Below are 19,914 nucleotides of genomic sequence, written 5' to 3' on the forward strand. Positions count from 1 at the left end.
AAACCCGCCGCAGATGAACCTGTCGCAATTCCAGACCGTCCGTGGCCGCCTGATCGGGCTGCTGGTGCTGATCGCGATCCCCATGGCCCTGCTGGCGGCCATTGCGGCCGCGACCACCTACCGCACGGTTCTCGGCTCGATCGAGAACCGTCAGCTGGAGGCGGCGGCAAACTATGCGGTGCGCACGCGCATCTGGTACGACGGCTCGCTGCGGAGCCTGATCGCGACGGTCGCTGGGGTCGAGGCGGCAGGCGCAAGCGGCGCGCAATGCGGCGGCTTCGACCGGCAGGTCCTGGCGGGAACGCAGAACTACCAGGCGCTGCGCCTGCGGTTCGCCGACGGCACGTCATGCCTCGCCTCGCGCAATCCCGCACTGACCGCGGCGGCGCTCGACGGCATGGCCGCGACCTTGACCTCCCAGCCGGTCGTGCAGGATCCGCCCGATGCCACCTCGGTGACCGCGCGCTACGACTATGTCGATTTCGGCGACGAGCATTTTCTCGCCATTCATGCGACCGGCACCGGCGCCTCGGGTATCGGCTGGGAGGCGCTCTACGTCACCGACACCGCCGCCCTCGACCGCGCCTTCGATCTCGGCGCGCTGGCTTCCGGCACGATCGTCGGCCTCGTCGGACGTGGCGATCAGGTGCTGGTCGTGCGCGGCGCCGACAAGCGGAACAACGGCTGGCTGCCGGAGGAAACCGACAGCCAGAGCGGCGCCCGATTCAATGCGACCAGCCGTGACGGCACCGAGCGTTCCTATACGGTGCAGCGGATCGCCGAACCGGACCTCTACGTGCTGGCCAGCTTCGACCAGACGGCGACGCTGGCCGCGCAGACCCAGTTCCTGGCGCTGCTGATCATTCCGCTGGCGACGCTCGCCCTGCTCTGCGCGGTCTATCTGCACGCGATCCACAATCACATCCTGCGCTGGCTGCGCGGCATCGAGACCGCGGCGCGGCGCGAGGAGCGCAGCTCCACCGCGTTCACCGCGCGTGCCCTGGTGGCCGACGAGATGCCGACCGACATCAAGAGCGTGGCGGTCGCCTTCAACGACATGGTCGATGCCCAGGAACAGCGCCAGCAGGCGCTGCAAACGGCACTAGACCGGAATCGGCTGCTGGTTCGCGAGCTGCATCACCGGGTGAAGAACAGCCTGCAGATCGTGCAGAGCTATTTGTCGCTGTCGAAACGCAACCAGTCCGCCGAAGCCAGCGCCGCGCTGGCGGAAGCCGAATGCCGCGTGCAGGTCCTGGCCATCGCCTATCGCTTCGCCCTCGCCGAGGGCGAAATGCATGCCGTGCGCGTCGATGCTTTTCTCGACGAGGTCCTGGCGACCATATCGCGGCTGCTGACCCGGCCCGGCCAGACCGTCGAGGGGCAGATCAGCTCACAGGCGAGCCTGCCGATCGACCGGGTCATTCCGCTCGGCCTGCTCGTCGTCGAGGTGGTCTCGCACTGCCTTTGGACGCTGTCCAACGTCAGGGTGTCCGCCACCGTGGTCGACCTGCCGGAGCCTTCGGCACTCGAACGCGTGTTTGAGCTGAAACTCTCCGCCGATCGGGAGGTGGCGCTCGGTCCGCAGCCGAAAATGCTGGCCGGCCTCGCCATGCAAATCCAGGCGACCCAGCCGATCCCGGCCGCCGCCGCCGAGCTCGGCACCTGGCAGGTTGCGACCTGAAACGTTCGGTCAGCCGCCGGTCCCCAGCCGCAGCATGCGCCACAGGGCGCTGGTCGCCGGCTCGGCGGTAAGCCGCGCGCCAGCCTCCTGCCGCTCCAGGACGATCTTGCGGTCGTGAAAGGCTTCGAGACCCGGCCGGTGGCCGACGCTGATCACCGTCGCCTCGGCGAGATCCTCGCGCAGCAATTGCAGCAGGTCGGCCTGGCTGTCCTCGTCGAGGGCAGAGGTCGCCTCATCCATGACGATGATGTCGGGTTTGTGGATCACCAGCCGCGCAAAAGCGATGCGCTGGCGCTCGCCGCCCGACAAGGTCCGGTCCCAGCCGTCCTCGTCGTCGTCGAGATGTTTGCCGAGATAGCCGAGGCCGCATCGCTTCATCGCGGCGAGGATCACCGCATCGTCGATACGGCGATCGGCATGGGGATAGAGCATGACCTCGCGCAGCGGCGCGACGGGAATGTAGGGTTTCTGCGGCACGAAGGCGATGATCTGGCCCGGCGGCACGGTGATCGAGCCGGAGCCCCACGGCCAGAGCCCGGCCAGCGCGCGGATCAGCGTGCTCTTGCCGGTGCCGCTGGCGCCGGTGATCAGCACCTTCTCGCCCTTCGCGATGACCACGGAGGCATCGGCGATGACCACGCGGCCATTGCGGTGGGCCAACGAGAGGTTTTCGATATGGATGGCCTTGTCCGGGCTGATGCCGAGCTCGATCTCGCCCTCGCCGGCCATGATCGAGCCCATGTCGAGGTCTTCGAGAGCCTCCACCAGCTCATCGACACGGGTCAGCGAGGCGTACCATTCGGCCAGGCGCACGAAATTGTCGACGAACCAGATGAGCGCCGATTGCACGGCGCTGAAGGCGGCGGCGACCTGCATGACCGCGCCAAGCGACAGCTCGCCCGAGAGATATTTCGGCGCCACCAGCAAGAGCGGGATGATCGGGAACAGCGCGCCATTGCTGTTGAGCACGAGTGCGATCACGCCCTGCTGCCGGATGATCGCAAGCCAGGCCGAGAACAGCCGGCGATAGTTGTCGTGGACGGAGGCGCGCTCGTCGTCGTCACCGCGGATCAGCGCGATGCTCTCGGCGTGCTCGCGCAGCCGCGTCATCTCGGCGCGGAACTCGGCCTCCATCTGATTCTTGTCCGCCACCCGCCGCACCAGCGGCCGTCCGGTCAGGTAGGCGCTGAGCGAAGCGATCACCGCATAGAGAATCGCGGCGATCGCCATGTAGAAGGGAATGACGATCACGGTGCCGCCGACCGGCACGCTGATCGAGCCCGCGACCTGCCAGAGAATGGCGGCGAAGGTGATCGCCGTCACCGTCGCGGTGATCAGGCCCAGGGCGAATTCGACCAGCGGCTCGATCGCGAGGCGCACATCCTCGGCAATGCGGAATTCCGGCGCGGTCTGCTCCTCGTCGACCAGCGTCATGCGGTAATAGCGCTGGTCGGCGATCCACCAGCCGGCAAGGTGCAGGGTCAGCCATCGCCGCCAGCTGACCTGCAGCAGCATGCGGGCCACGACGACACCGGACAGGGACAAAGCATAGCCGGCGACGATGATCGGAACCCAGGAGATTGCGGTCAGGACCTCGGCCCCGGATTTCTGATCGAGGGCGTCGAAGAACAGTCTCTGCCAGGCATTGAGGCCGACCAGCGCGCCGAGCTGCGCGGCCACGAACACCAGCACCAGCACCGTCAGCGCCCAGGCCCTGAGCCGCGTGCGGCCGCGCCAGAAACCCAGCGCCATGCGGAAGAATTCGAAAGCTCGCCTTCGTCTGCCCGATGGCGTTTCGGCCCATTGAGGGTCGCCGTTCTCCGTCATCAACACCACCGGTTGGCCGTATGTCGCAGCCGCCCCCGACGCGAGTGCAGGGTCAACGTCCGGCATGACGCCGGGGTTCCCCCGAGGCCATGCGGGCCGGCCATCCAGGTCGCGCGGGGTCATTTTTTGGCCTGCGTGCGGCCATGCGGCGCCGTCATGCTGTAGAATGTCGTCGCGGCCCATCGATGACTCGCCGCCGGAGCGCGCAATGCATATCCGCTATGGTTTTCGACTGGAGGTGGTCACCGAGGCCTCGACGCCGGCCGCGGTGATGGTCGACATTCATCCGAACCGTCGCCACGACCTCACGCAGGCCGACGACCTCGTCGCGACAGCCCTCCGCGATCCGGCGGTTCCGATCCCGCAGACGATCCAGGTCGACCGCTTCGGCAATCTGCGCCGCGACCTTGTCGTTCCCGCCGGCGGCCTGTCACTCACCGGCGGCGGCGTGATCTTCGACCCTGGCTTTCCCGATACGACGGCGCCGGCCGCCGGCGAGACGCCGCGCGACGCCCTGCCCGCCGACGTGCTGCCCTTCCTCGAAGCCAGCCGTTTCTGCGACGGCGCGCCGCTCGCCCCGGAGGTTCGGCATCTGGTCGCCGCCACGGCACCGGGGTGGCGGCGCGTCCAGGCCATCACCGACATGGTGCACCGGCGGCTCGGCTTCGGCGAACGCTATGCCCGCGAGGGCCGGACCGCCGCGGAGGCCTTTCACGAGCGGGTCGGGGTGGCGCGCGACTTCGCCCATGTCGCCATCGCCCTCTGCCGCGCATTCGGCATCCCCGCACGTTACGTCACCGGCTACCTGCCCGAGATCGGCGCGAGCGCCATGCCTGGGCCGATGCCCTTTCACGCCTGGTTCGAAGCCTTTCTCGACGGCCATTGGTACACTTTCGATGCGCGTCACAACGTACCGCGCATCGGCCGCATTCCCGTCGGCTTCGGCCGGGATGCCGCCGACGTGCCGGTCGTCGATACCGGCGCCACGGCGGTGGCGACCCGGCTCGAGGTGACCGCCGAGGAGATCCGCGGTCAGCGCTTCCCCGTCAGCCCGGAAGATCGCCGCGCCCACGCCGCCGAAACAGCCTCGCGCAGGCGCCGCACCGACGGCTGAACCCGCGCACCGGCGCGGCGATGCACCAGGGCGAACGTTCAGCTGCTGTTGAGCACGCGGGCAAATGTTAGAATCGAAAGGCCGGTGGCAACCCTTTGATGACGAGTGGAGTTTTCAATGTGCCCGATACGGCCGCCCTGCCGGCGAGCCGCGACAGTCACATGCGCTCCACGAGCTCGCGATCCAATCGGCGCGGCGGGCGCGGCGCCAAGCCCGGATCGATCCGCTCATGCCCTTTGCCTCCCTCGACCATCTGCCCCTGCCGGAACCGCTCAGCCCGCATGAGCTGCCGGCGGTTCTTGCGCAGCAGATCGGCCGAAAACCGTCCGACTTCGCCATTTTTTTCGATTTCGACGGAACGCTGGCCGATATCGCCGACACGCCCGAGGAGGTCGTGCCGCCCCCGCAACTCGCCGCCGATCTCTCCCGTCTGCAGCAGTTCCTCGGGGGTGCGGTCGCCGTCGTCACCGGCCGCCATATCGCCGACGTCCAGCACATGATCGCCCCTGCCTGGCTGCCCGGCTCGGGGCTCCACGGCCTCGAATTCAGCTTCGACAGGGCCGCGCCGGCCGGCTCCTCGGCCGACGCGGTCGCGCCCGCCCTGCTCGCCCGCGCCGTGGCGCTCGCGGCGGACCACCCGGGCGTGCGGCTGGAATATAAGGGCCCGATCCTGGCGGTGCATTTCCGCCGCAACCCGAGCGCGGCCGCGACACTGATGAACGCTCTCGCCCATCTCCTTACCGAGCTAGACCTGCGCCATCACCTCAAGGAAGGCCGCGCGGTGATCGAGGTGATCCCAGACGGTACGTCCAAGGCCACGGCGCTGGAGACCATCCTGCGGCGCCCGCCCTTTGCCGGCCGCATCCCGGTGATGATCGGCGACGACCGCGCGGACGAAGACGCCTTCGTCGTGGCGGAGGCGGCCGGCGGCTTCGGGCTTCAGGTCGCCGGCGAACATTTCGCCGCGGACGGCGCCCATTTCGCCAATCCCACCGCGGTCAGGGCTTGGCTTTCAGGCATTGCCGGCGCGCGGCGGTAGCTGTGCGGCGCTCGGCCACGGCAGCGGCACGCCATTGGGGATCAGCTGGGACCGCGGATCGCTGCGGGTCTCCACGGGCCTGATCGCGTCCTTGACGGTCTCCTTGCCCGGTCCGCCCCGCGGCAGCGCATCGCCGAGCCGTTGGCGCGCCTTGGCAAGCGTCGCCGCCATGCGCGTGCGCACGTGGTCACGCAGGCCCGCGAGGACCGGCGGCGGAATATCCTCGCCTTCGCCGATCCCGGCAATCTCGCGCTCGATCATGTCCTCGAAGCGGGCCAAGGTCGCATCGGCCGCCGCCGGATCCCGGCGACCGAGGGCTTCGGCGAGACGCGCAAAGCCTTCCTCTATAAAAAGTCCGGTAATGGACAGGACATAAGGCCTCATCCATGGTTCGTCGTCGGTCATCTGACATGCCCCTGGCGATCCCGAAACCCGAGCTGGTCCGAACCCGGGAGGATCTCGGCATTAACGCATCCCTGGCGCCAATGTTCCAGCTTGCGGGCCGCCGGCCGTGGCCCGGCCATGGCCCTGCTCAGGCATCTTGGTGGCAAGGACATGCGCTCGCGCGCCCGCGGCCCCGTCGGGAGAGCACGCCAACCCTTTGATATCCGGAGGACATTGCGATCACAAAGTCGTGTCTGCGGCCTGCCGTCGCGGCGGGGGCGAATATGGCGATGTCTGGACAGGGTTTTGTGAGGATTCGGCCGGAATGGTCGGCCGCTTCACCCTCGCCGGCCGTGCCTCGGACGCGGTGGCGCGCCGCTTCGGCGCTGCCGCGTCCTAGTTGGGCTTGATGCCGTTGGCGCGAATGATGTTGCCCCATTTTGTGGCCTCGGCCTGCATGAACAGGCGCAGTTCCGCCGGCGTCGACGTGGCCGGCTCGGCGCCGACCTCGACGATCCTGCGGCCGGTCGCGGGATTGGACATCGCCTTCAGATAGGCGACGTGCAGCCGCGCGATGATCGGCGCCGGTGTGTTTTTCGGCGCGAGCATGGCGAACCAGCCATAGGCCTCGTAGCCGGCAAGGCCCACCTCCGCGACCGTCGGCACCTGCGGCAGCACCTCGGACCGCTTGTTTGCGGTGACCGCGAGGGGACGCAGCTGGCCGCCCTGGATCTGCCCGAGCACATTGGGGATGAGCTGGAAGGAGACCTGCAGCTGGCCGCCGACCAGGTCGCTCACGAGCTGTCCCGTCACCCGGTAGGGAACATGCGCCATGCGCGTTCCGGTGACCTGCTCGAAATAGGCGGCGGCGAGGTGTTGCGAACTGCCGTTGCCGATGCTGCCATAGTTCAGCTTGCCCGGCTCCTTCCTCGCCGCTTCGATCAGATCGGCCACCGATCGCAGCGGTTGGTCGGCATTGACGACGATGATGTTCGGCAGCGTGGCGATCAGCGAGATCGGCTCGAAATCGACCAGCGGATCATAGCCGATCCTGGGAAACAGCGATTGATTGACCGCCAGCGGCCCGGAAGCGGAAACGAGGATCGTATAGCCGTCCGGCTCGGCACGGGCGACAGCGGCCGTCCCGAGATTTCCACTGGCGCCGGCCTGATTCTCCACCACGAAGCGGTGGCCGAGATCATCCGCCATCGTCTCGAGCACGATGCGTCCGACAATATCCGACGCGCTGCCGGCGGCGAAGGGCACGATGACGCGGATGGGGCGATCGGGATAGGGGCCCTGCGCCAGGCCCGGGCCGGCAAGGCCGGCGCCCAGCATGGCAAGTGCGGCTCTGCGATGAATGGTCATTGCGATCCCTCCATTCCGTTTTCTTGGCTGCAGTCTTCAGGCTGCTTCACGATGACCTGACGGTCCGGAACTTGCGGACGCTGCCGTCAGGCGCGGATGACCTGGTCGACATAGCCCTTGTAGACCTGAGCCTTCGGCTTCTCGCGATCCTCGGCGTTGACATAGGCGATCGAGCTGCGGCCCAGGAGTGCCGCCGGCAGCACCATGACGCGAATGAAGCGGCTGGCACGGTCGCGCGCCGCCTGAGCGAAGACCGGCTCGGGGCCGCTTTCGAACCATGGAGTGCCGGCGCCGAAACTCGCGGAATGGCCCGCCGTGTCGATGCGGATGCCGCCCTCGATCAGACAGCGGATGCCAGGTCCTTGATGCGTGTGCAGATAGGCGCAGCCCCCGGGCGGGAAGGAGACGCTGTCGGCCCGGATCAGGACCTCGTCGGCGACCGGCCAGACGATGCGCCGGCGCAGCTTCTCGCGCGTGATGCCCGCTTCGGCTGCCAGCGCGACGAGCGGAGCCGGCTCGGGCGCGAGTTCGTAGCGCCAGACCGTCGCACCGGCCGCCGCCGCCGTCACCTGCGCAGGACCGGACAGAAGGATCGCCTGGTCGTCATGCAATTCCCCGCCCGCAGCTTCGATCGCTCCGTGAACGACATAGCAGACGCGATGGACACGATCGTCCGGCAACGACAGCCGCGCTCCGGCGCCGATGACGTCCTCGACGAGCCTCAGTTCCCAGGCAGGCGCGGTCATGCGGCGTCCCCGTCGATCAGTTTCGGCGAAAAGGCGGCCGGCATCAGGAGCTTGTTCTCCTGGCCGACCATCCAAGGACGGATCTTCGCGACATAGGCCTGCCAGCCGGGATCCGCGGCCAGCCGGCGGCGGCGGATCTCGCGGTCGGCCAGGTCGCGATAGGCCCACAGATGCACGATCTGATTGAGCGGGCCGAACTCGGTCGAGAAATAGCCGACCATCGTGCCAAGAATGGCCTTCTGGATGGCCAGACCTTCGCTCTCGTAAGTCTTGAGATAGTCGGCCACCTTGCCGGCCATCAGCGTGTAGATGCGTTCCTCGACGATCATGAGGTGCGAAATCCCGGGTTCGGCAGCGGCACGGGAGGCCTTCCCGTCCAAAAGAAAGCCCGCTCCATTCACCAGGGATCATAAAGGTGGCCCGCCTTTGCGGCTTACCACCGGGTCCGGCAACTTACCTTTTCGTCCCATTTTGTGGATGATGCCGCAAAGGCCTCGCAGCAAGCGACGAGGCCAAGGAGGAAGCATGACCGGCGTGATCGGTGTCCATCAGGGCCTGTTCGGCCGCGTGACGCTGTTCCAGACCAACCAGCCCGTTCACCTGCATGCCCATCCCCATGTGCATGCGCTCATCAAGGTCGATGGCAAGGACGGCGCCTACGAGGTCGACGGAACGCTCTGCCCCATCACCGATGACGAAATGGTGCTGATCAATCCCTGGGTGCCGCACGCCAACTGGCGTGACATCAACGATCCTCCCATCACCATCCTGGCACTCTATCTGGAAGCGGGCTGGCTCGCGCGCGGAGGCGGCTTCGTGGCGCGGCGGCCGTTCAATTGCCGGTCGGCGACGGTCGATGCGCACATGCGGACCCTGGTCGCCAAGATCGCCGCGACCATTGCCGATGCCACGATGCCGGCCGGAGAGGAAAAGCTGGAGGCGGATATCCTGGAACTGCTCCAACGGGTGCTCTCCGCCAGTTCGGCCGCTGATCTCACCCCGCTCCGGGCCAGGGCGGTCGATCACCGCATCCGCAAGGCCGCCAGCCTGATGCGGGCGGAGCCGGCAAAACCGCAGGACCTCGACAGTCTCGCGCAGTCGGTCGGCCTCTCCCGGTCACGTTTTTTTGCCCAGTTCAGCGCCGGCATGGGGATGACGCCCGGCGTCTACAACGACACGCTGCGCGTGGAATACGCGATCGAGCAGCTGATCGGCACCAATCGGCCCGCCAGCGACATTTCTCTTGATCTCGGCTTCTCGACGCCCGGACATTTCTCGCGCTTCTTCAAGAACAGGATCGGCTTTGGGCCGCGCGAATACCGCCGCGTGGCGAATTTGGCGCCTTCGGACGGGTGATGCCCCGTCTCGACGGCCGATCGCCCCGGAGGCGCCGGCAGCGCCCGAACCAAGGCCGCGCGCACGGCCTCCGCGCTTCCACATGGCCGGCGCGATCCGCGCGCCCATGAAGCCAGAGCGAAGAAACATGGGCTGGAACGAACGACGGCCGGGCGCGGCGGCCCAGGGAGCGCGTTGCCCCCGCGCCCTCCCCGCTGGCCGCGCGGCCCGCCAGATCCGGCGACGAGGCCCTAGGCGAGATAGTCGTGGACCACCTCGCCGAGGTCGAGGGTCAGGTCTGCAATGATATGCGTGCCGGAGAGCACCTCCAGCACCGGCAGATCGGCGACGGGCGCCAGGGCATGCGGGCTGAGTTCCAGCGCAGCCGGGCCGGTCCAGGCGCCCTTGAGGTTCAGGTCCTTCAGATAATAGCGCACCAGTTCGCAGATCCGGGGACGGCCGTCGACATGGGGCACGATCTTCAGCAGGAAGCCGGGCTCGCGCAGCGCGTGCAGGGCGGTCTCGTCGGCAAGACGGCGGTGCTTGTAGCCCATCGTGCCCGTGGCGATCCGTGCAGGGCCGAAATCGAGCGTGCCGACCAGCGTGTCCCGCTCGACCCGCAGGCTCGGCGCGGCGAGCTTCTTCGGAAAACCCCAGAGCTCGCGCCCGCCCGAGATCGGCGGATCGTCGTCAAGAAACATGGCATGGACATAGCCGCCGGACTGGTGGCCGCCCTTGCCGTCCGGAAACCGCACCGGAATGACCTGCCCGGATTCCGTATAGTCGCCGAAGCCCGTGGAATCCGGCATGCGAATGAACTCGTATTTGACGATCGGTTCGACGATTTCGAGCGGTTCGGGCACGACCCGCTCGAGGGCCTCGCGGCTGGTGCGATAGGTGATGATCAGGAATTCCCGATCGACAAAACGGTAGGGCCCGGGCGGGAAGGACGGGTTTTCCAGGGGCATGGCATAGGCGTTGGCGACGATCTCGGCAGGTTCCATCTCGAGGCATCCTTGGTCTGATGTCAGCAGGCTCAGGCGAGGTAGTCGTGGACGACCGTGCCGAGATCGAGCGTGTAGTCGGCGACGAGGTGCAGGCCCGCCACGTCGCCCGCGACGGGCAGGTCCGTGAGCGGCGCCAGCGCATGCGGGCCGAGGCGCAGCGCGGCAGGCCCGCTCCAGGCCCCCTTCAGACGCACGCCGCTCTTGGTGACGCGCACCAGTTCGCAGATGCGCGGGCGGCCATCGACATGCGGAATGACCTTGAGAAGGAAGCTCGGCTCGACGAAGGCCGCCTCGACCGCGGCCAGGTCGGCCTCCGCGTGCTTGTAGCCCATGCTGCCGGTGGCGACGCGGATACGGCCGAAATCGAGCGTGCCGACCAGCGTGTCGTGCTCGACGGCAAGCTTCGGCCCGGCGAGCTTCTGCGGGAATCCCCAGAGCTCGCGGCCGCCCGAGATCGGCGGGTGGGTGTCGAGAAACATCAGCCTGACATAATTGCCGCTCTCGCCACCCAGCCGCACGGGAATGACCTGGGCCGCGCCGCTATAGGCGCCGAAGCCGGTGGAATCGGGCATGCGCACGAACTCGATGCGCACTGTCGCATCGGTCAATTCGAGCGGCCGCGGTACGATCCGCCGCAGCCTTTCGAGGTCGGTGCGGTAGCTGACGACGAGATATTCTCGGTCGACGAAATGGTATGGCCCGGGCGGAAACGAAGGCCGGTGCAGTGGCATGGCGAATGCGGATGCTCTGATATCCTCAGCCTTCATGAGATCACCTCGGCGCATGGATCGGCGGCGCGGGTCGGTTCGGCATTGCCCGCGCCAGAGATCTATGACGCCGCCCGCGACAGGCCGATGTCACATCACGAGGCGGTGTCCGCCCGCCCCGCCCAGGACGGCCGCTCGGTGCGCCGGTCCTCGAGCTCCATCCGCTGGCGCGGCAGGCAGTAGGGATGCTCGGCCTGCAGGAAGGCGATGAGTTGCTCGCGGATGTCGCAGCGCAGGTCGAAGGCGCGCCCGGAATCGGAGGCGGTCGCGAGAATGCGCACCTGCAGCGTGGTCGTGCCGAAATCGGTCACCTGGACGTTGACCACACGCCTGTCCCAGAGCGGAGAAGCGGCGACGATCTCGCCCACCTTGGCGCGGATCGCCGAAATCGGCGCGGTATAGTCGAGATTGATCATGACCGTGCCGATCAGCGTCGCCTCCTCGCGCGTCCAGTTCTGAAACGGCTTCTCGATGAAATAGCTGAGCGGCAGGATGAGCCGGCGCAGATCCCAGATCTTGACCACCACATAGGTCGAGGTGATCTCCTCCACCCTGCCCCATTCACCCTCGACCAGCAGCGCGTCGTCGATGCGGATCGGCTGGGTGATGGCAAGCTGGATGCCGGCGAAGATGTTCTTGAGCACCGGCTGCAGCGCAAGACCGGCAATGATGCCCGCCGCGCCGGCCGAGGCCAGCAGGCTGACGCCATACTGCCGGACGCTGTCGAAGGTCATCAGGCAGGCCGAGACCGCGAGGGCCACGATCAGGCTGGTGGCGACGCGGCGCAGGATATGGGTCTGGGTGACGTGTTTGCGGGCGGCGAGATTGTCGGTCGAATCCAGCGTGAAGCGCCGGAGATAGACCACCGTCCAGATATGCAGTGCCGTATAGGCAGCCCAGGCGACCAGGACGATGGAAGCCAGGGCGATGCCCTGCCGGAACAGCGCCGCCTGTTCCGGCGTCAGCGGCAGCAAAGGCTGAACGAGCAGGAGGCCGGCAACCACGAAAGCCAGGCGCAGCGGCCGCCGGTTGCGCGAAACGAGCGAGCGCCAGAACAGATCGCGGCCCCGGACGAGACGCGTCGCGAGGCGAAAGGCGAAGCGATGCAGCAGGACCGCCACGAGAATGGTGGCGCCGAGCAGGGCGAGGCTGATTGCCCAGGCCGGCGCAAAGTGGAGATGGTCGACGAGCTGGCGGTAACTGACCATGAAGCCCTCATGAAGCGATCGGCGGGCAGGCGCCGCGGCGGTGCCCGCGGAAACAACAGCCCGCGCGCCGTCGGGTTCATTCGCGGGGCCGCACGCCGCAGGTCTGGTCCGGCTTTTTGCCACTTGCCCGGCGGGCTCCGCCGGCCGACAACGCCATCGGACCATCGCTCAGGATCATAGCCCGTGAACCATCCATCGCCGACCGACGACGCGGCCTACCGGGTCGCGACCGAAGGCCCGCTCGAAAGCCTGCGCTTCGCCGGCCTGGATGCCGGACCAGACCTCCTCGTGCTCGGCGCGGTGCACGGCAACGAAGTGTGCGGGCCGCGGGCGATCGAGCGCGCCATCGCCGCGTGCCGCGCGGGCGAGCTGCTGATCCGCCGCGGCGCGGTTACCTTCGTGCCGGTCGCCAATCCCAAGGCCTATTGGCAGCGCAGCCGCGAAGGTGACCGCAATCTCAACCGCAGCCTGGCGGAAAAGCCGGTCCCGGCGGACTACGAGGACCGCATCGGCAACCGCCTGTGCGACCTGCTGCGCCGCCACGACGTCCTGCTGGACATCCACTCGTTCCGCAGTGAAGGCGAACCCTTCACCTTTTTCGGCCCCGAGGAAGGCTCCGCCGCGCTTCGCCCGTTCCGCCATGCGGCGGCGGAAGGCGCGCTCGCGGCCGCGCTCGGCACGCGCGTCGCGATCCACGGCTGGCTCGAAAACTACGAACGGCTCATCGCCATCCGCAATCGCTTAGGGTTTCCGCCCGGATCGATCGCGGAAGGCTATGGGACCACCGAATATATCCGCTTCCAGGGCGGCTACGGCGTCACGCTGGAATGCGGCACCCATGACGATCCGGCGGCGATCGAGGTTGGCTACCGGGCGATCGTCAACACCTTCGCCCATCTCGGTCTGACGGACGATACGCCGGCGCCGCGGCCGGAACAGACGGTCATCCATATCGTCGACATCGTCGTCTGCGAGGCGGCAGGCGACCGGCTCGAGGGCCGCTGGCGGACCGGCGATCCGGTCGTGGCTGGCACGGTCATCGCTCGCCGCGCCAGCGGCGAGGCGGTCCATGCCCCGTCCGACGGCTTCATCATCTTCCCACATCCCGGCGCAAAACCCGGCGAAGGCATCTGCCATTTCGGCGTGACGAGCCGGCGCGCCATCTGACGCCGCGCCGATCGGTCATTGTTCGAGCACGAGGCTGTTCTGCGCGAATTCGAACCGGCGCAGACGCGACAGGTAACTCATGCCGAGCAGGTTCGTCGACAAGGTGCCGGCCGGCATGACCACGGCCGGCACGGAAGCGACCGCCAGCCCCTCCACTTCGAGCCGCGGGATCGTCACCCGCCGGCCATAGGCGCGGCCGGAGGCCGTCTGCATGACCACGTCCATTTGATCGCCGGGATGGATCAGGTTGAGGTCGAGCGCGGTCTGCCAATTGAGCGCGACGACGCTCGCACCGGTATCGACCATCGCATCGAAGGTGCGACCGCCGACTCTCGCCCTGACCCGGTAATGGCCGTCGCGGTCGGCAATCACCCGGCGCGGGCCGTAAGGCGCAGGAGTTGCGGCCTGCGCCGATCGCGGCTGCTGGGCGACGGCGGCAGGCGCCGGCTGGCGGACCATCTGCGCCATCAGCACGGCATAGATATCCGGCTTGGCGATGGCCACGACGCCGACGGGCAGCATCAACCAGTAGAAGGCCCGAGGCAGCATGGCATTGGGGCTCCGGACGCGGTGATGAAGCTTATCCGCGAACCGCCTGCCGGCCGGTAAACCCTGAGCTGCATTCTCGGACAGGGTGAACGAACGCTGAGGACGGATGCAGCAGACGGGTCAGGGCCGCTGCCTTGACCCGCGCCTCACCGGCGGTCGCGCTGGAACAGCGCCCATTCGTCGATGCGTTCGCCACTGGGCAGCAGGCAGTCGTTCCGATCCCCCTGTGGCGTGCGGACGGCAATGAGTCGCCCGCCCCGCTCGATGCAATGGACCGAAGCCGGGTTGGCCATGCTCGGCCGCGGCCTCTCGCTGCCGCCGGCGGGCATGCAGGCCGCCAGTGCCGCAAGGCCCGCGGCCAAGCCCGCAGCCAGCCCAACGCGCCGTATCGGCCGGATTGCTGCCGGTTTCATCGCCGTCATGCCTCACCAAGTGTAGCGGAGCCCCACCGTACCACGGATCGCGTAGCTGTCGCCGAAACGGTTGAGGCTGGTATCGACGGTGCCCTCGCCATAGAGCGCATAGCGGCCGTTGCCCCAGCTATAGGTGCCGCCCACGCCGATGCCGCCCATCAGCCGTTCGCCGGCGCTGATCAGCCTGGCTCCCGACACGTCGGTGCGCATGCCGCCGAGGAACTCGTAGGTGAGATTGGCGATGCCGTAGACCCGTGAGCGCGACAGGCTGCCGGAGGCATCGCGCCAGCTCTGTTCGAAATCCACGGCGAGGCCGAAACGACCGCGCAGGCTTTCGCCGCGGTCGAGCGAGACCTGGGCGCCGAACGGATCGGCGAAGCGGTCGAACCGGACCGCGGAATAGACGAGCTGGGCCTGGGGCGTCAGGCCAAGCTGCGGTCCGATGGCGAAACGCCGCCCCGCCTCGACGCCGAGCGCATAACCGAAGCCGCCATTGCGGCCCGGATTCATCACGCGGCTCAGCGTGTCCGAGGTCAGCTTGCTGTCGAACCAGGTGGCCTGCGCCTGCGCGTCCACATAGAAGCCGTTCTGGCCGTACCAGGTCAGCGTGCCGCCGAAGCCATAGCCCTGGGACCTGATCCAGCCATTGCCGAACAGCGAGGCGACCTGAGCGGAGATCTCGCCGTAATGCGCGGTGACGCCCGCAATGAGGCTGCCGGCATTGGCCTCCACCAGCCGGCCGTCGAGGCCGATCTGGGCGCGCCAGAGATTGGAGGTGAAGCCGGTGCCACTGGTCGAGGCGGCTGGCGAGAAGCGGTTGTGCGCACCTTCGATACGGCCCCACAGGCCCTGCCGGTCGAAGGCCGCCCAACCCTCGCCCGCCGGCGAAACCGTGGTCTCGCCACCGCTCCAGGTCCGGTTTCCGACGCGCTGCTGCAGGGTCGGCAGGCCATTGAGCTGCGACAGCGCCTGGGCATAGGCCTCGTAGAGCGGCACACCCGGCTGATAGATAGGCTTAGGTGGCGGAGGCGGCTCGGGCGGCTGGGGAGGCGTCGGCAGCAGCGTCGAACGCAGGTACCAGTCGCCGTCGCCGGGCGTCGACACGCCGCCCTTGTGCAGCTGATAACCGTAGGCGCCCGCGATGAGGGTCGGAGCGCCCATGAACATGTAGTCACCGACAAGCGCGAAGGTGCCGTTGGACGCGCCGGCGACGTCGATGACCTTGATGCCTTCGACGGTCGGCGCGCCGATGCCGCCCCGGTTGACGACGGCGAGCATCGTGGCGCCGGACGTGTCGCCCGCAACCACCAGGCGGTCGGTCGGCGAGGCGTCGCCGGCGAGATGCGTGTTGAGCCGCAATGTGCCGCCCGCGCCGGCATAGTCGCCCGTCACGGTCAGCGTCGTGCCCGGCGCGCCGCCGAGGCTGACGAGACCCGCATTGGAGAGCGCCGCGACTCGCTGGTCGAAGCCGTTGAGGGCGAGCGTGCCGGCCGGCAGGACCGAAAAGGCCGAGGCGGCGCTCAGGATGCCGGCCGCGCCCGGTGCGAGCGTGCCCGCCTCGACGATGGTAGGGCCGCTATAGGCACCCACCGCGGTGAGCGTGGTCGTGCCGGGTCCGATCTGGCGCACTGTGCCGGCACCTGAGATCGTGCCGGCAAAGGTGAAGGCATCCGAGCGGTTGAAGGCGAGCGTGCCCGCGTTGGCGACGTCGCCGACGATGCTGCCGGTCGTCCCGCCGACGCCGAGCTGCAGGATGCCGGCCGCGATCGTCGTGCCGCCGGCATAGGTGTTGGCATTCGCGAGCGCCAGCGTGCCGTCGCCCGCCTTGGTCAGCGCGCCCGGCCCGGCGATGACCCCGGCCTGGGTCAGCGTCGTACCCGCCGCCGTCTCGATCGTGCCGCCCCCCGCTTCGAGCGTCGTGGCCCGGCCGGTCGCAAAGCTCGCCGTGGTCCGCAGCGTCGCGCCATCGATGGTCACGCCACCCGAGGCCGCGCCGAGATTGGCATCGCTCGCGACCTGCAGCACGCCGGCACGGATGAAGGTGCCGCCGGAATAGGTATTGGTGCCGGCCAGCACCAGCGTGCCGTCGCCGGTCTTGGTCAGCGCGCCGGGTCCCGACACCACGCCGTCATGGGTCAGCGTGGTGGCCGCGAGCGTCTCGACCGTGCCGCCGCTGCCGCCGAGCAGGGTGGCGCGGCTCAGCGTGAAGCTCGCAGTGGTGCGCAGCGTGCCGTCGTCGATGGCGAGGCCGCCGGCGGAAGTGCCGAGATTGGCGTCGCGCGCGATCTGCAGCACGCCACCGAAAATCGCCGTGCCGCCGGTGTAGGTATTGTCGGCGTTGAGGACCAGCGTGCCGAGATCGGTCTTGACCACCCGCGTGCTGCCGGCCAGCACCGCGTCGATCGTCGCGGTATAGCCGGCGCCGGCCGCGGTACCGTCGCCGACCTTGATGATCGAATCCGGCGCGCCGACCAGCGTCAGCGTGCCACCCTGGATGACATATCCGTCGCTGGCGAACTGCATGCCGACGGCGGCGACGGGACTGGCGGAGTTGATGCCGTTGTCGACCGTCACGGTGCCCGGCGCGGCCATGAATACGGCGAAGGCAGCGGGCGCCCAGGGCGCGTTCGGCGTTCCGCTGACGGTCGTCCAGTTGTCCAGGGCGCCGGCATTCTGCCAGACGCCGTTGCCGCCATTGACCGCGCCGTCATTCTTCGGGCCCCCATTGCCGTCCCAGAAGTTCAGCGTCAGGCCGGCCGTGTTGACGAGATTGACCTGGTTGGCGACCGAGGTCTGGACGAAGAACGTTCCGGGCGGCGTGCCCGGCGGCAGCGACGCGATGGTCAGCGTATTGTCGGTGAGCGTCCCGCCGTAGTTGATGATGCGGTAGACGCCCGGATCGAACGAGCCGCCCGGCGTCAGGTTGACATTGAGCCGCCCCGACAGGTTGAGGTCGCCGGCGACGGTCGTCAGGTCGTTGAACGGGCCGCCCGGCACGTTCGCGCGACCGAAATTGTAGTGGAGCTCGGAGGTCGGCTGCAGCGTCAGGCTGCCGCGAATGGTGAGCTCGCCGGGTACGACGCCGACATTGCCGGGCGCCAGCGCACCGCCGCCAGCGATCGACACGCCGCCGCCGATCGTGCCGGTGCCGCCGATGGTCGCGCCGCTCTGGACCGTCGTCGGGCCGGTCGCCGCGCTCTGATTGCCGTTGACGATCAGCGTGCCGGCTTCGACTGACGTCGCGCCGGCATAGCTGTTGCTGCCGGTCAGCGTGGTGATGCCGGTGCCAATCTGGCGCACCGTGCCGGAGCCGGAAATGACGCCGCCGAAGGTGATGGCGTCGGAACGGTTGAAGATCAGCGAGGCATTGTTGACGACATTGCCGACGATCGAACCCGAGGTGCCGCCATTGCCGAGCGCGAGAGCGCCGCCGGATATGGTCGTGCCACCCGTATAGGTGTTGGCATTGGTGAAGGTTGTGGTGCCGGGACCGATCTGGTCGACCCTCCCGGAACCCGAAATGACATTGCCGAAGGTGACATTGTCGGATCGGTTGAAGGCGAGCGCAGCATTGTTGGTGATGTCACCGATGACCGAGCCGGTGGTGCCGCCATTGCCCAGCTGCAGCGTGCCGCCGGAAATCGTCGTGCCGCCGGTATAGCCGTTCGCCGCCGTGAGGATCAGCGTGCCGGCGCCCGCCTTGGTGAAGGCCCCTGCCCCGGTCATGGCCTGGCTGAGCGTCGACGTCAGCCCAGTCTGGACGTCGATCGTTCCGCCCGGCGCATTCAGTGTGATCGCGCGGGCCGCGCCGATATCGAAGCTGGAGGTGAGGCGCAGCGTACCGCCGTTGAAGGTGAGGCTGCCGGTGGCCGCGCCGAGCGCGCTGTCGGCGCCGACCGCGACGACGCCCTCGTTGAGCGACAGGCCGCCCGAGAAGGTATTGCCGGCTGCCGCCACCGGGGCCAGCGTCAGGACGCCGCCGCCGAGCTTCACGACCGAACCGGTACCGGTGATCTGGCCGATATAGGTGCCGTCGTCACCTTGCGTGAACCGCAGAAGGCCGTTGTTCTGCACGTTGTCGATATTGGTCGCGGCGCCGCCTGCCTTGGTCGGCAGGCTTTGCGCGCGCGCTTCCAGCGTGCCGGCCGGATCGATGATGAGATTGCCGGTATAGCCGGCATTGTTGCCGGTAAGCGCCAGCACACCGTGCTTCACCGTGACGATGGTGAAGCCCGACAGGCTGCCCGACACCGTCCAGCGGCCTTCCCCCTCCTTGGTCAGGGTGGAGAAATTGGTGATGCTGCCGGGCAAGGTGTCGCTGGAGCCGGCGGCGCCCTGCAGCGTCAGATTGTTTGTGCCGGCCCCGCCGTTGATGCTGCCGCTGGCGGTCGAGCCGGCCTCGAAGATCAGGTCATCATTGCCGGCGCCGAAGGAGAGATTGCCGAGAATCCGTCCACCCGTGCGGTTGTAGAAGACGATGCCGGCGCCGACGCCGCTGCCCATGACGGCCCCGCCCCCGACACGCTCGATCGTGCCGTAATTGTCGACCGTGTTGCGCGCGCCGGTGACCTGATCCTCGAACCAGATCGCGGCGCTGTTGGTCGCCTGGATCAATCCGCGATTGATGATGGTGTTGCCGAAGCCCGTCGGATTGATGGCCTCGGAATTGCCCGAACTGCCGTCGGCGATGATGCTGCCGCCCGGCAGGATGGTCAGCGTGCTGTTGCTGCGGAACTCGACCGTATTGTTGCCGGTGCCAGCGGTTCCGACGCCGCCGCTCGACGTCGTACGGACGGTGCCGCCGATCGTGATGGTCGCATTGTTGCCGAGGCTGATGGCATTGGTGTTGACCGTCGCGATGGTCGCGCCGGCATTGACGTCGACCGTGCGGCCGTTGTCGGCCTGCCCCGTGCCGACGCGGCTCGTATAGGGGTTCGGCGCCGTCGTGCCGCAGGTCGTCGCAGCGCCGCTCGTGACGCAGTTGGCGAAGGCCGCCGAGGGAAGGAGCAGGCCCGCCGGCGCGAGTGCTGCCATGACGCCCAAAAGTGCCGTCGACGAGGTCAGCCTGGCCCTGATATGACGCATGATAATTCCCCAACGTAAGATAACGTCATTCTATGCAATCGTCGGATTGCAACCGATTGGCGGTATCATAAGAAATACAAGCGGTATCCTGATCCGACCCGCGGGAAATTATTTTAGTCAAAGTGATTTGGCTAGAACGGGCCCGATGTCCGCTGGCAGCCGTGTCCGCCGAGACACACCGTGTGTATGAGCTGGACGTCCCGCCGCTTGGCGCTCGTCGCACT

16 protein-coding genes are annotated in these 19,914 nt (G+C 67.9%); 5 read left to right on the forward strand and 11 right to left on the reverse strand.

The features are described from left to right. The first annotated feature begins 13 nt into the window (after positions 1-13). Complete coding sequence (locus OZ671_RS06445; protein ID WP_268859970.1) at positions 14-1,681, forward strand: sensor histidine kinase; 1,668 nt, start codon at positions 14-16, stop codon at positions 1,679-1,681. A 9-nt stretch (positions 1,682-1,690) separates the two neighbouring features. On the opposite strand, the gene OZ671_RS06450 is transcribed toward OZ671_RS06445, so the two are convergent. Then, complete coding sequence (locus tag OZ671_RS06450; RefSeq protein ID WP_268859971.1) at positions 1,691-3,433, reverse strand: ABC transporter ATP-binding protein/permease; 1,743 nt, start codon at positions 3,431-3,433, stop codon at positions 1,691-1,693. Positions 3,434-3,716: 283 nt separating this feature from the next. Here OZ671_RS06450 and OZ671_RS06455 point away from each other — a divergent pair, with 283 nt between their 5' ends. Both OZ671_RS06455 and otsB read left to right on the forward strand, forming a co-directional pair. Then, entirely contained in the window at positions 3,717-4,622 is a 906-nt protein-coding gene (locus tag OZ671_RS06455; protein WP_268859972.1) for a transglutaminase-like domain-containing protein, read from the forward strand. 229 nt (positions 4,623-4,851) lie between these two features. After that, positions 4,852-5,661: a trehalose-phosphatase gene (otsB, locus tag OZ671_RS06460; protein ID WP_268859973.1), complete on the forward strand. Its 810-nt coding sequence runs from the start codon at positions 4,852-4,854 to the stop codon at positions 5,659-5,661. Here otsB and OZ671_RS06465 read toward each other — a convergent pair. The 4 genes from OZ671_RS06465 to OZ671_RS06480 form a co-directional block, all read right to left on the reverse strand. Then, complete coding sequence (locus tag OZ671_RS06465; RefSeq protein ID WP_268859974.1) at positions 5,635-5,940, reverse strand: hypothetical protein; 306 nt, start codon at positions 5,938-5,940, stop codon at positions 5,635-5,637. The two genes, otsB and OZ671_RS06465, sit on opposite strands and share 27 nt — an antisense overlap. 501 nt (positions 5,941-6,441) lie before the next feature. Continuing rightward, complete coding sequence (locus OZ671_RS06470) at positions 6,442-7,413, reverse strand: Bug family tripartite tricarboxylate transporter substrate binding protein (RefSeq protein WP_268859975.1); 972 nt, start codon at positions 7,411-7,413, stop codon at positions 6,442-6,444. Positions 7,414-7,499: 86 nt separating this feature from the next. Further along, on the reverse strand, positions 7,500-8,159 hold the full coding sequence (locus OZ671_RS06475; RefSeq protein WP_268859976.1) for a hypothetical protein: 660 nt from the start codon (positions 8,157-8,159) through the stop codon (positions 7,500-7,502). Beyond that, positions 8,156-8,488, reverse strand: a complete 333-nt coding sequence (locus tag OZ671_RS06480) for an NIPSNAP family protein (protein ID WP_268859977.1) — start codon at positions 8,486-8,488, stop codon at positions 8,156-8,158. The genes OZ671_RS06475 and OZ671_RS06480 overlap by 4 nt, the downstream gene beginning before the upstream one ends. Positions 8,489-8,684: 196 nt before the next feature. Between OZ671_RS06480 and OZ671_RS06485 the strand changes: the two genes are divergently transcribed. After that, positions 8,685-9,515: a helix-turn-helix domain-containing protein gene (locus OZ671_RS06485; protein WP_268859978.1), complete on the forward strand. Its 831-nt coding sequence runs from the start codon at positions 8,685-8,687 to the stop codon at positions 9,513-9,515. Between the two features lie 230 nt (positions 9,516-9,745). On the opposite strand, the gene OZ671_RS06490 is transcribed toward OZ671_RS06485, so the two are convergent. From OZ671_RS06490 to OZ671_RS06500, 3 genes are all read right to left on the reverse strand, one after another. Beyond that, the gene (locus tag OZ671_RS06490; protein ID WP_268859979.1) at positions 9,746-10,498 is read right to left on the reverse strand and encodes an acetoacetate decarboxylase; all 753 of its coding nucleotides are present in this window, start codon (positions 10,496-10,498) and stop codon (positions 9,746-9,748) included. A 32-nt stretch (positions 10,499-10,530) separates the two neighbouring features. Next, positions 10,531-11,268 carry an acetoacetate decarboxylase gene (locus OZ671_RS06495; protein WP_268859980.1) on the reverse strand — a complete coding sequence of 246 codons (738 nt, stop codon included), beginning with the start codon at positions 11,266-11,268 and terminating at the stop codon, positions 10,531-10,533. 95 nt (positions 11,269-11,363) lie between these two features. Continuing rightward, positions 11,364-12,476 carry a mechanosensitive ion channel family protein gene (locus tag OZ671_RS06500; RefSeq protein ID WP_268859981.1) on the reverse strand — a complete coding sequence of 371 codons (1,113 nt, stop codon included), beginning with the start codon at positions 12,474-12,476 and terminating at the stop codon, positions 11,364-11,366. Between the two features lie 183 nt (positions 12,477-12,659). On the opposite strand from OZ671_RS06500, the gene OZ671_RS06505 reads away from it, so the two are divergent. Beyond that, positions 12,660-13,643 carry a succinylglutamate desuccinylase/aspartoacylase domain-containing protein gene (locus OZ671_RS06505; protein WP_268859982.1) on the forward strand — a complete coding sequence of 328 codons (984 nt, stop codon included), beginning with the start codon at positions 12,660-12,662 and terminating at the stop codon, positions 13,641-13,643. Positions 13,644-13,658: 15 nt separating this feature from the next. Here OZ671_RS06505 and OZ671_RS06510 read toward each other — a convergent pair whose 3' ends face one another. The 3 genes from OZ671_RS06510 to OZ671_RS06520 form a co-directional block, all read right to left on the reverse strand. Further along, positions 13,659-14,192: a retropepsin-like aspartic protease family protein gene (locus OZ671_RS06510; RefSeq protein WP_268859983.1), complete on the reverse strand. Its 534-nt coding sequence runs from the start codon at positions 14,190-14,192 to the stop codon at positions 13,659-13,661. Positions 14,193-14,338: 146 nt separating this feature from the next. Next, complete coding sequence (locus OZ671_RS31945) at positions 14,339-14,614, reverse strand: putative hemolysin (RefSeq protein ID WP_328286343.1); 276 nt, start codon at positions 14,612-14,614, stop codon at positions 14,339-14,341. A 3-nt stretch (positions 14,615-14,617) separates the two neighbouring features. After that, positions 14,618-19,690, reverse strand: a complete 5,073-nt coding sequence (locus OZ671_RS06520) for an autotransporter outer membrane beta-barrel domain-containing protein (RefSeq protein WP_268859984.1) — start codon at positions 19,688-19,690, stop codon at positions 14,618-14,620. Positions 19,691-19,914 lie beyond the last annotated feature (224 nt).

The organism is Phreatobacter sp. AB_2022a (assembly GCF_026847585.1).
GTDB lineage: Bacteria > Pseudomonadota > Alphaproteobacteria > Rhizobiales > Phreatobacteraceae > Phreatobacter.

What these genes read in the sequence shown, in the direction of transcription:
- OZ671_RS06490 (WP_268859979.1), bottom strand. Translation starts at nt 10,498, where the DNA reads ATGGAACCTGCCGAGATCGTCGCCAACGCCTATGCCATGCCCCTGGAA.
- OZ671_RS06450 (WP_268859971.1), bottom strand. Translation starts at nt 3,433, where the DNA reads ATGGCGCTGGGTTTCTGGCGCGGCCGCACGCGGCTCAGGGCCTGGGCG.
- otsB (WP_268859973.1), top strand. Translation starts at nt 4,852, where the DNA reads ATGCCCTTTGCCTCCCTCGACCATCTGCCCCTGCCGGAACCGCTCAGC.
- OZ671_RS06500 (WP_268859981.1), bottom strand. Translation starts at nt 12,476, where the DNA reads ATGGTCAGTTACCGCCAGCTCGTCGACCATCTCCACTTTGCGCCGGCC.
- OZ671_RS06480 (WP_268859977.1), bottom strand. Translation starts at nt 8,488, where the DNA reads ATGATCGTCGAGGAACGCATCTACACGCTGATGGCCGGCAAGGTGGCC.
- OZ671_RS06485 (WP_268859978.1), top strand. Translation starts at nt 8,685, where the DNA reads ATGACCGGCGTGATCGGTGTCCATCAGGGCCTGTTCGGCCGCGTGACG.
- OZ671_RS06470 (WP_268859975.1), bottom strand. Translation starts at nt 7,413, where the DNA reads ATGACCATTCATCGCAGAGCCGCACTTGCCATGCTGGGCGCCGGCCTT.
- OZ671_RS06475 (WP_268859976.1), bottom strand. Translation starts at nt 8,159, where the DNA reads ATGACCGCGCCTGCCTGGGAACTGAGGCTCGTCGAGGACGTCATCGGC.
- OZ671_RS06510 (WP_268859983.1), bottom strand. Translation starts at nt 14,192, where the DNA reads ATGCTGCCTCGGGCCTTCTACTGGTTGATGCTGCCCGTCGGCGTCGTG.
- OZ671_RS06520 (WP_268859984.1), bottom strand. Translation starts at nt 19,690, where the DNA reads ATGCGTCATATCAGGGCCAGGCTGACCTCGTCGACGGCACTTTTGGGC.
- OZ671_RS06495 (WP_268859980.1), bottom strand. Translation starts at nt 11,268, where the DNA reads ATGAAGGCTGAGGATATCAGAGCATCCGCATTCGCCATGCCACTGCAC.
- OZ671_RS06445 (WP_268859970.1), top strand. Translation starts at nt 14, where the DNA reads ATGAACCTGTCGCAATTCCAGACCGTCCGTGGCCGCCTGATCGGGCTG.
- OZ671_RS31945 (WP_328286343.1), bottom strand. Translation starts at nt 14,614, where the DNA reads ATGACGGCGATGAAACCGGCAGCAATCCGGCCGATACGGCGCGTTGGG.
- OZ671_RS06455 (WP_268859972.1), top strand. Translation starts at nt 3,717, where the DNA reads ATGCATATCCGCTATGGTTTTCGACTGGAGGTGGTCACCGAGGCCTCG.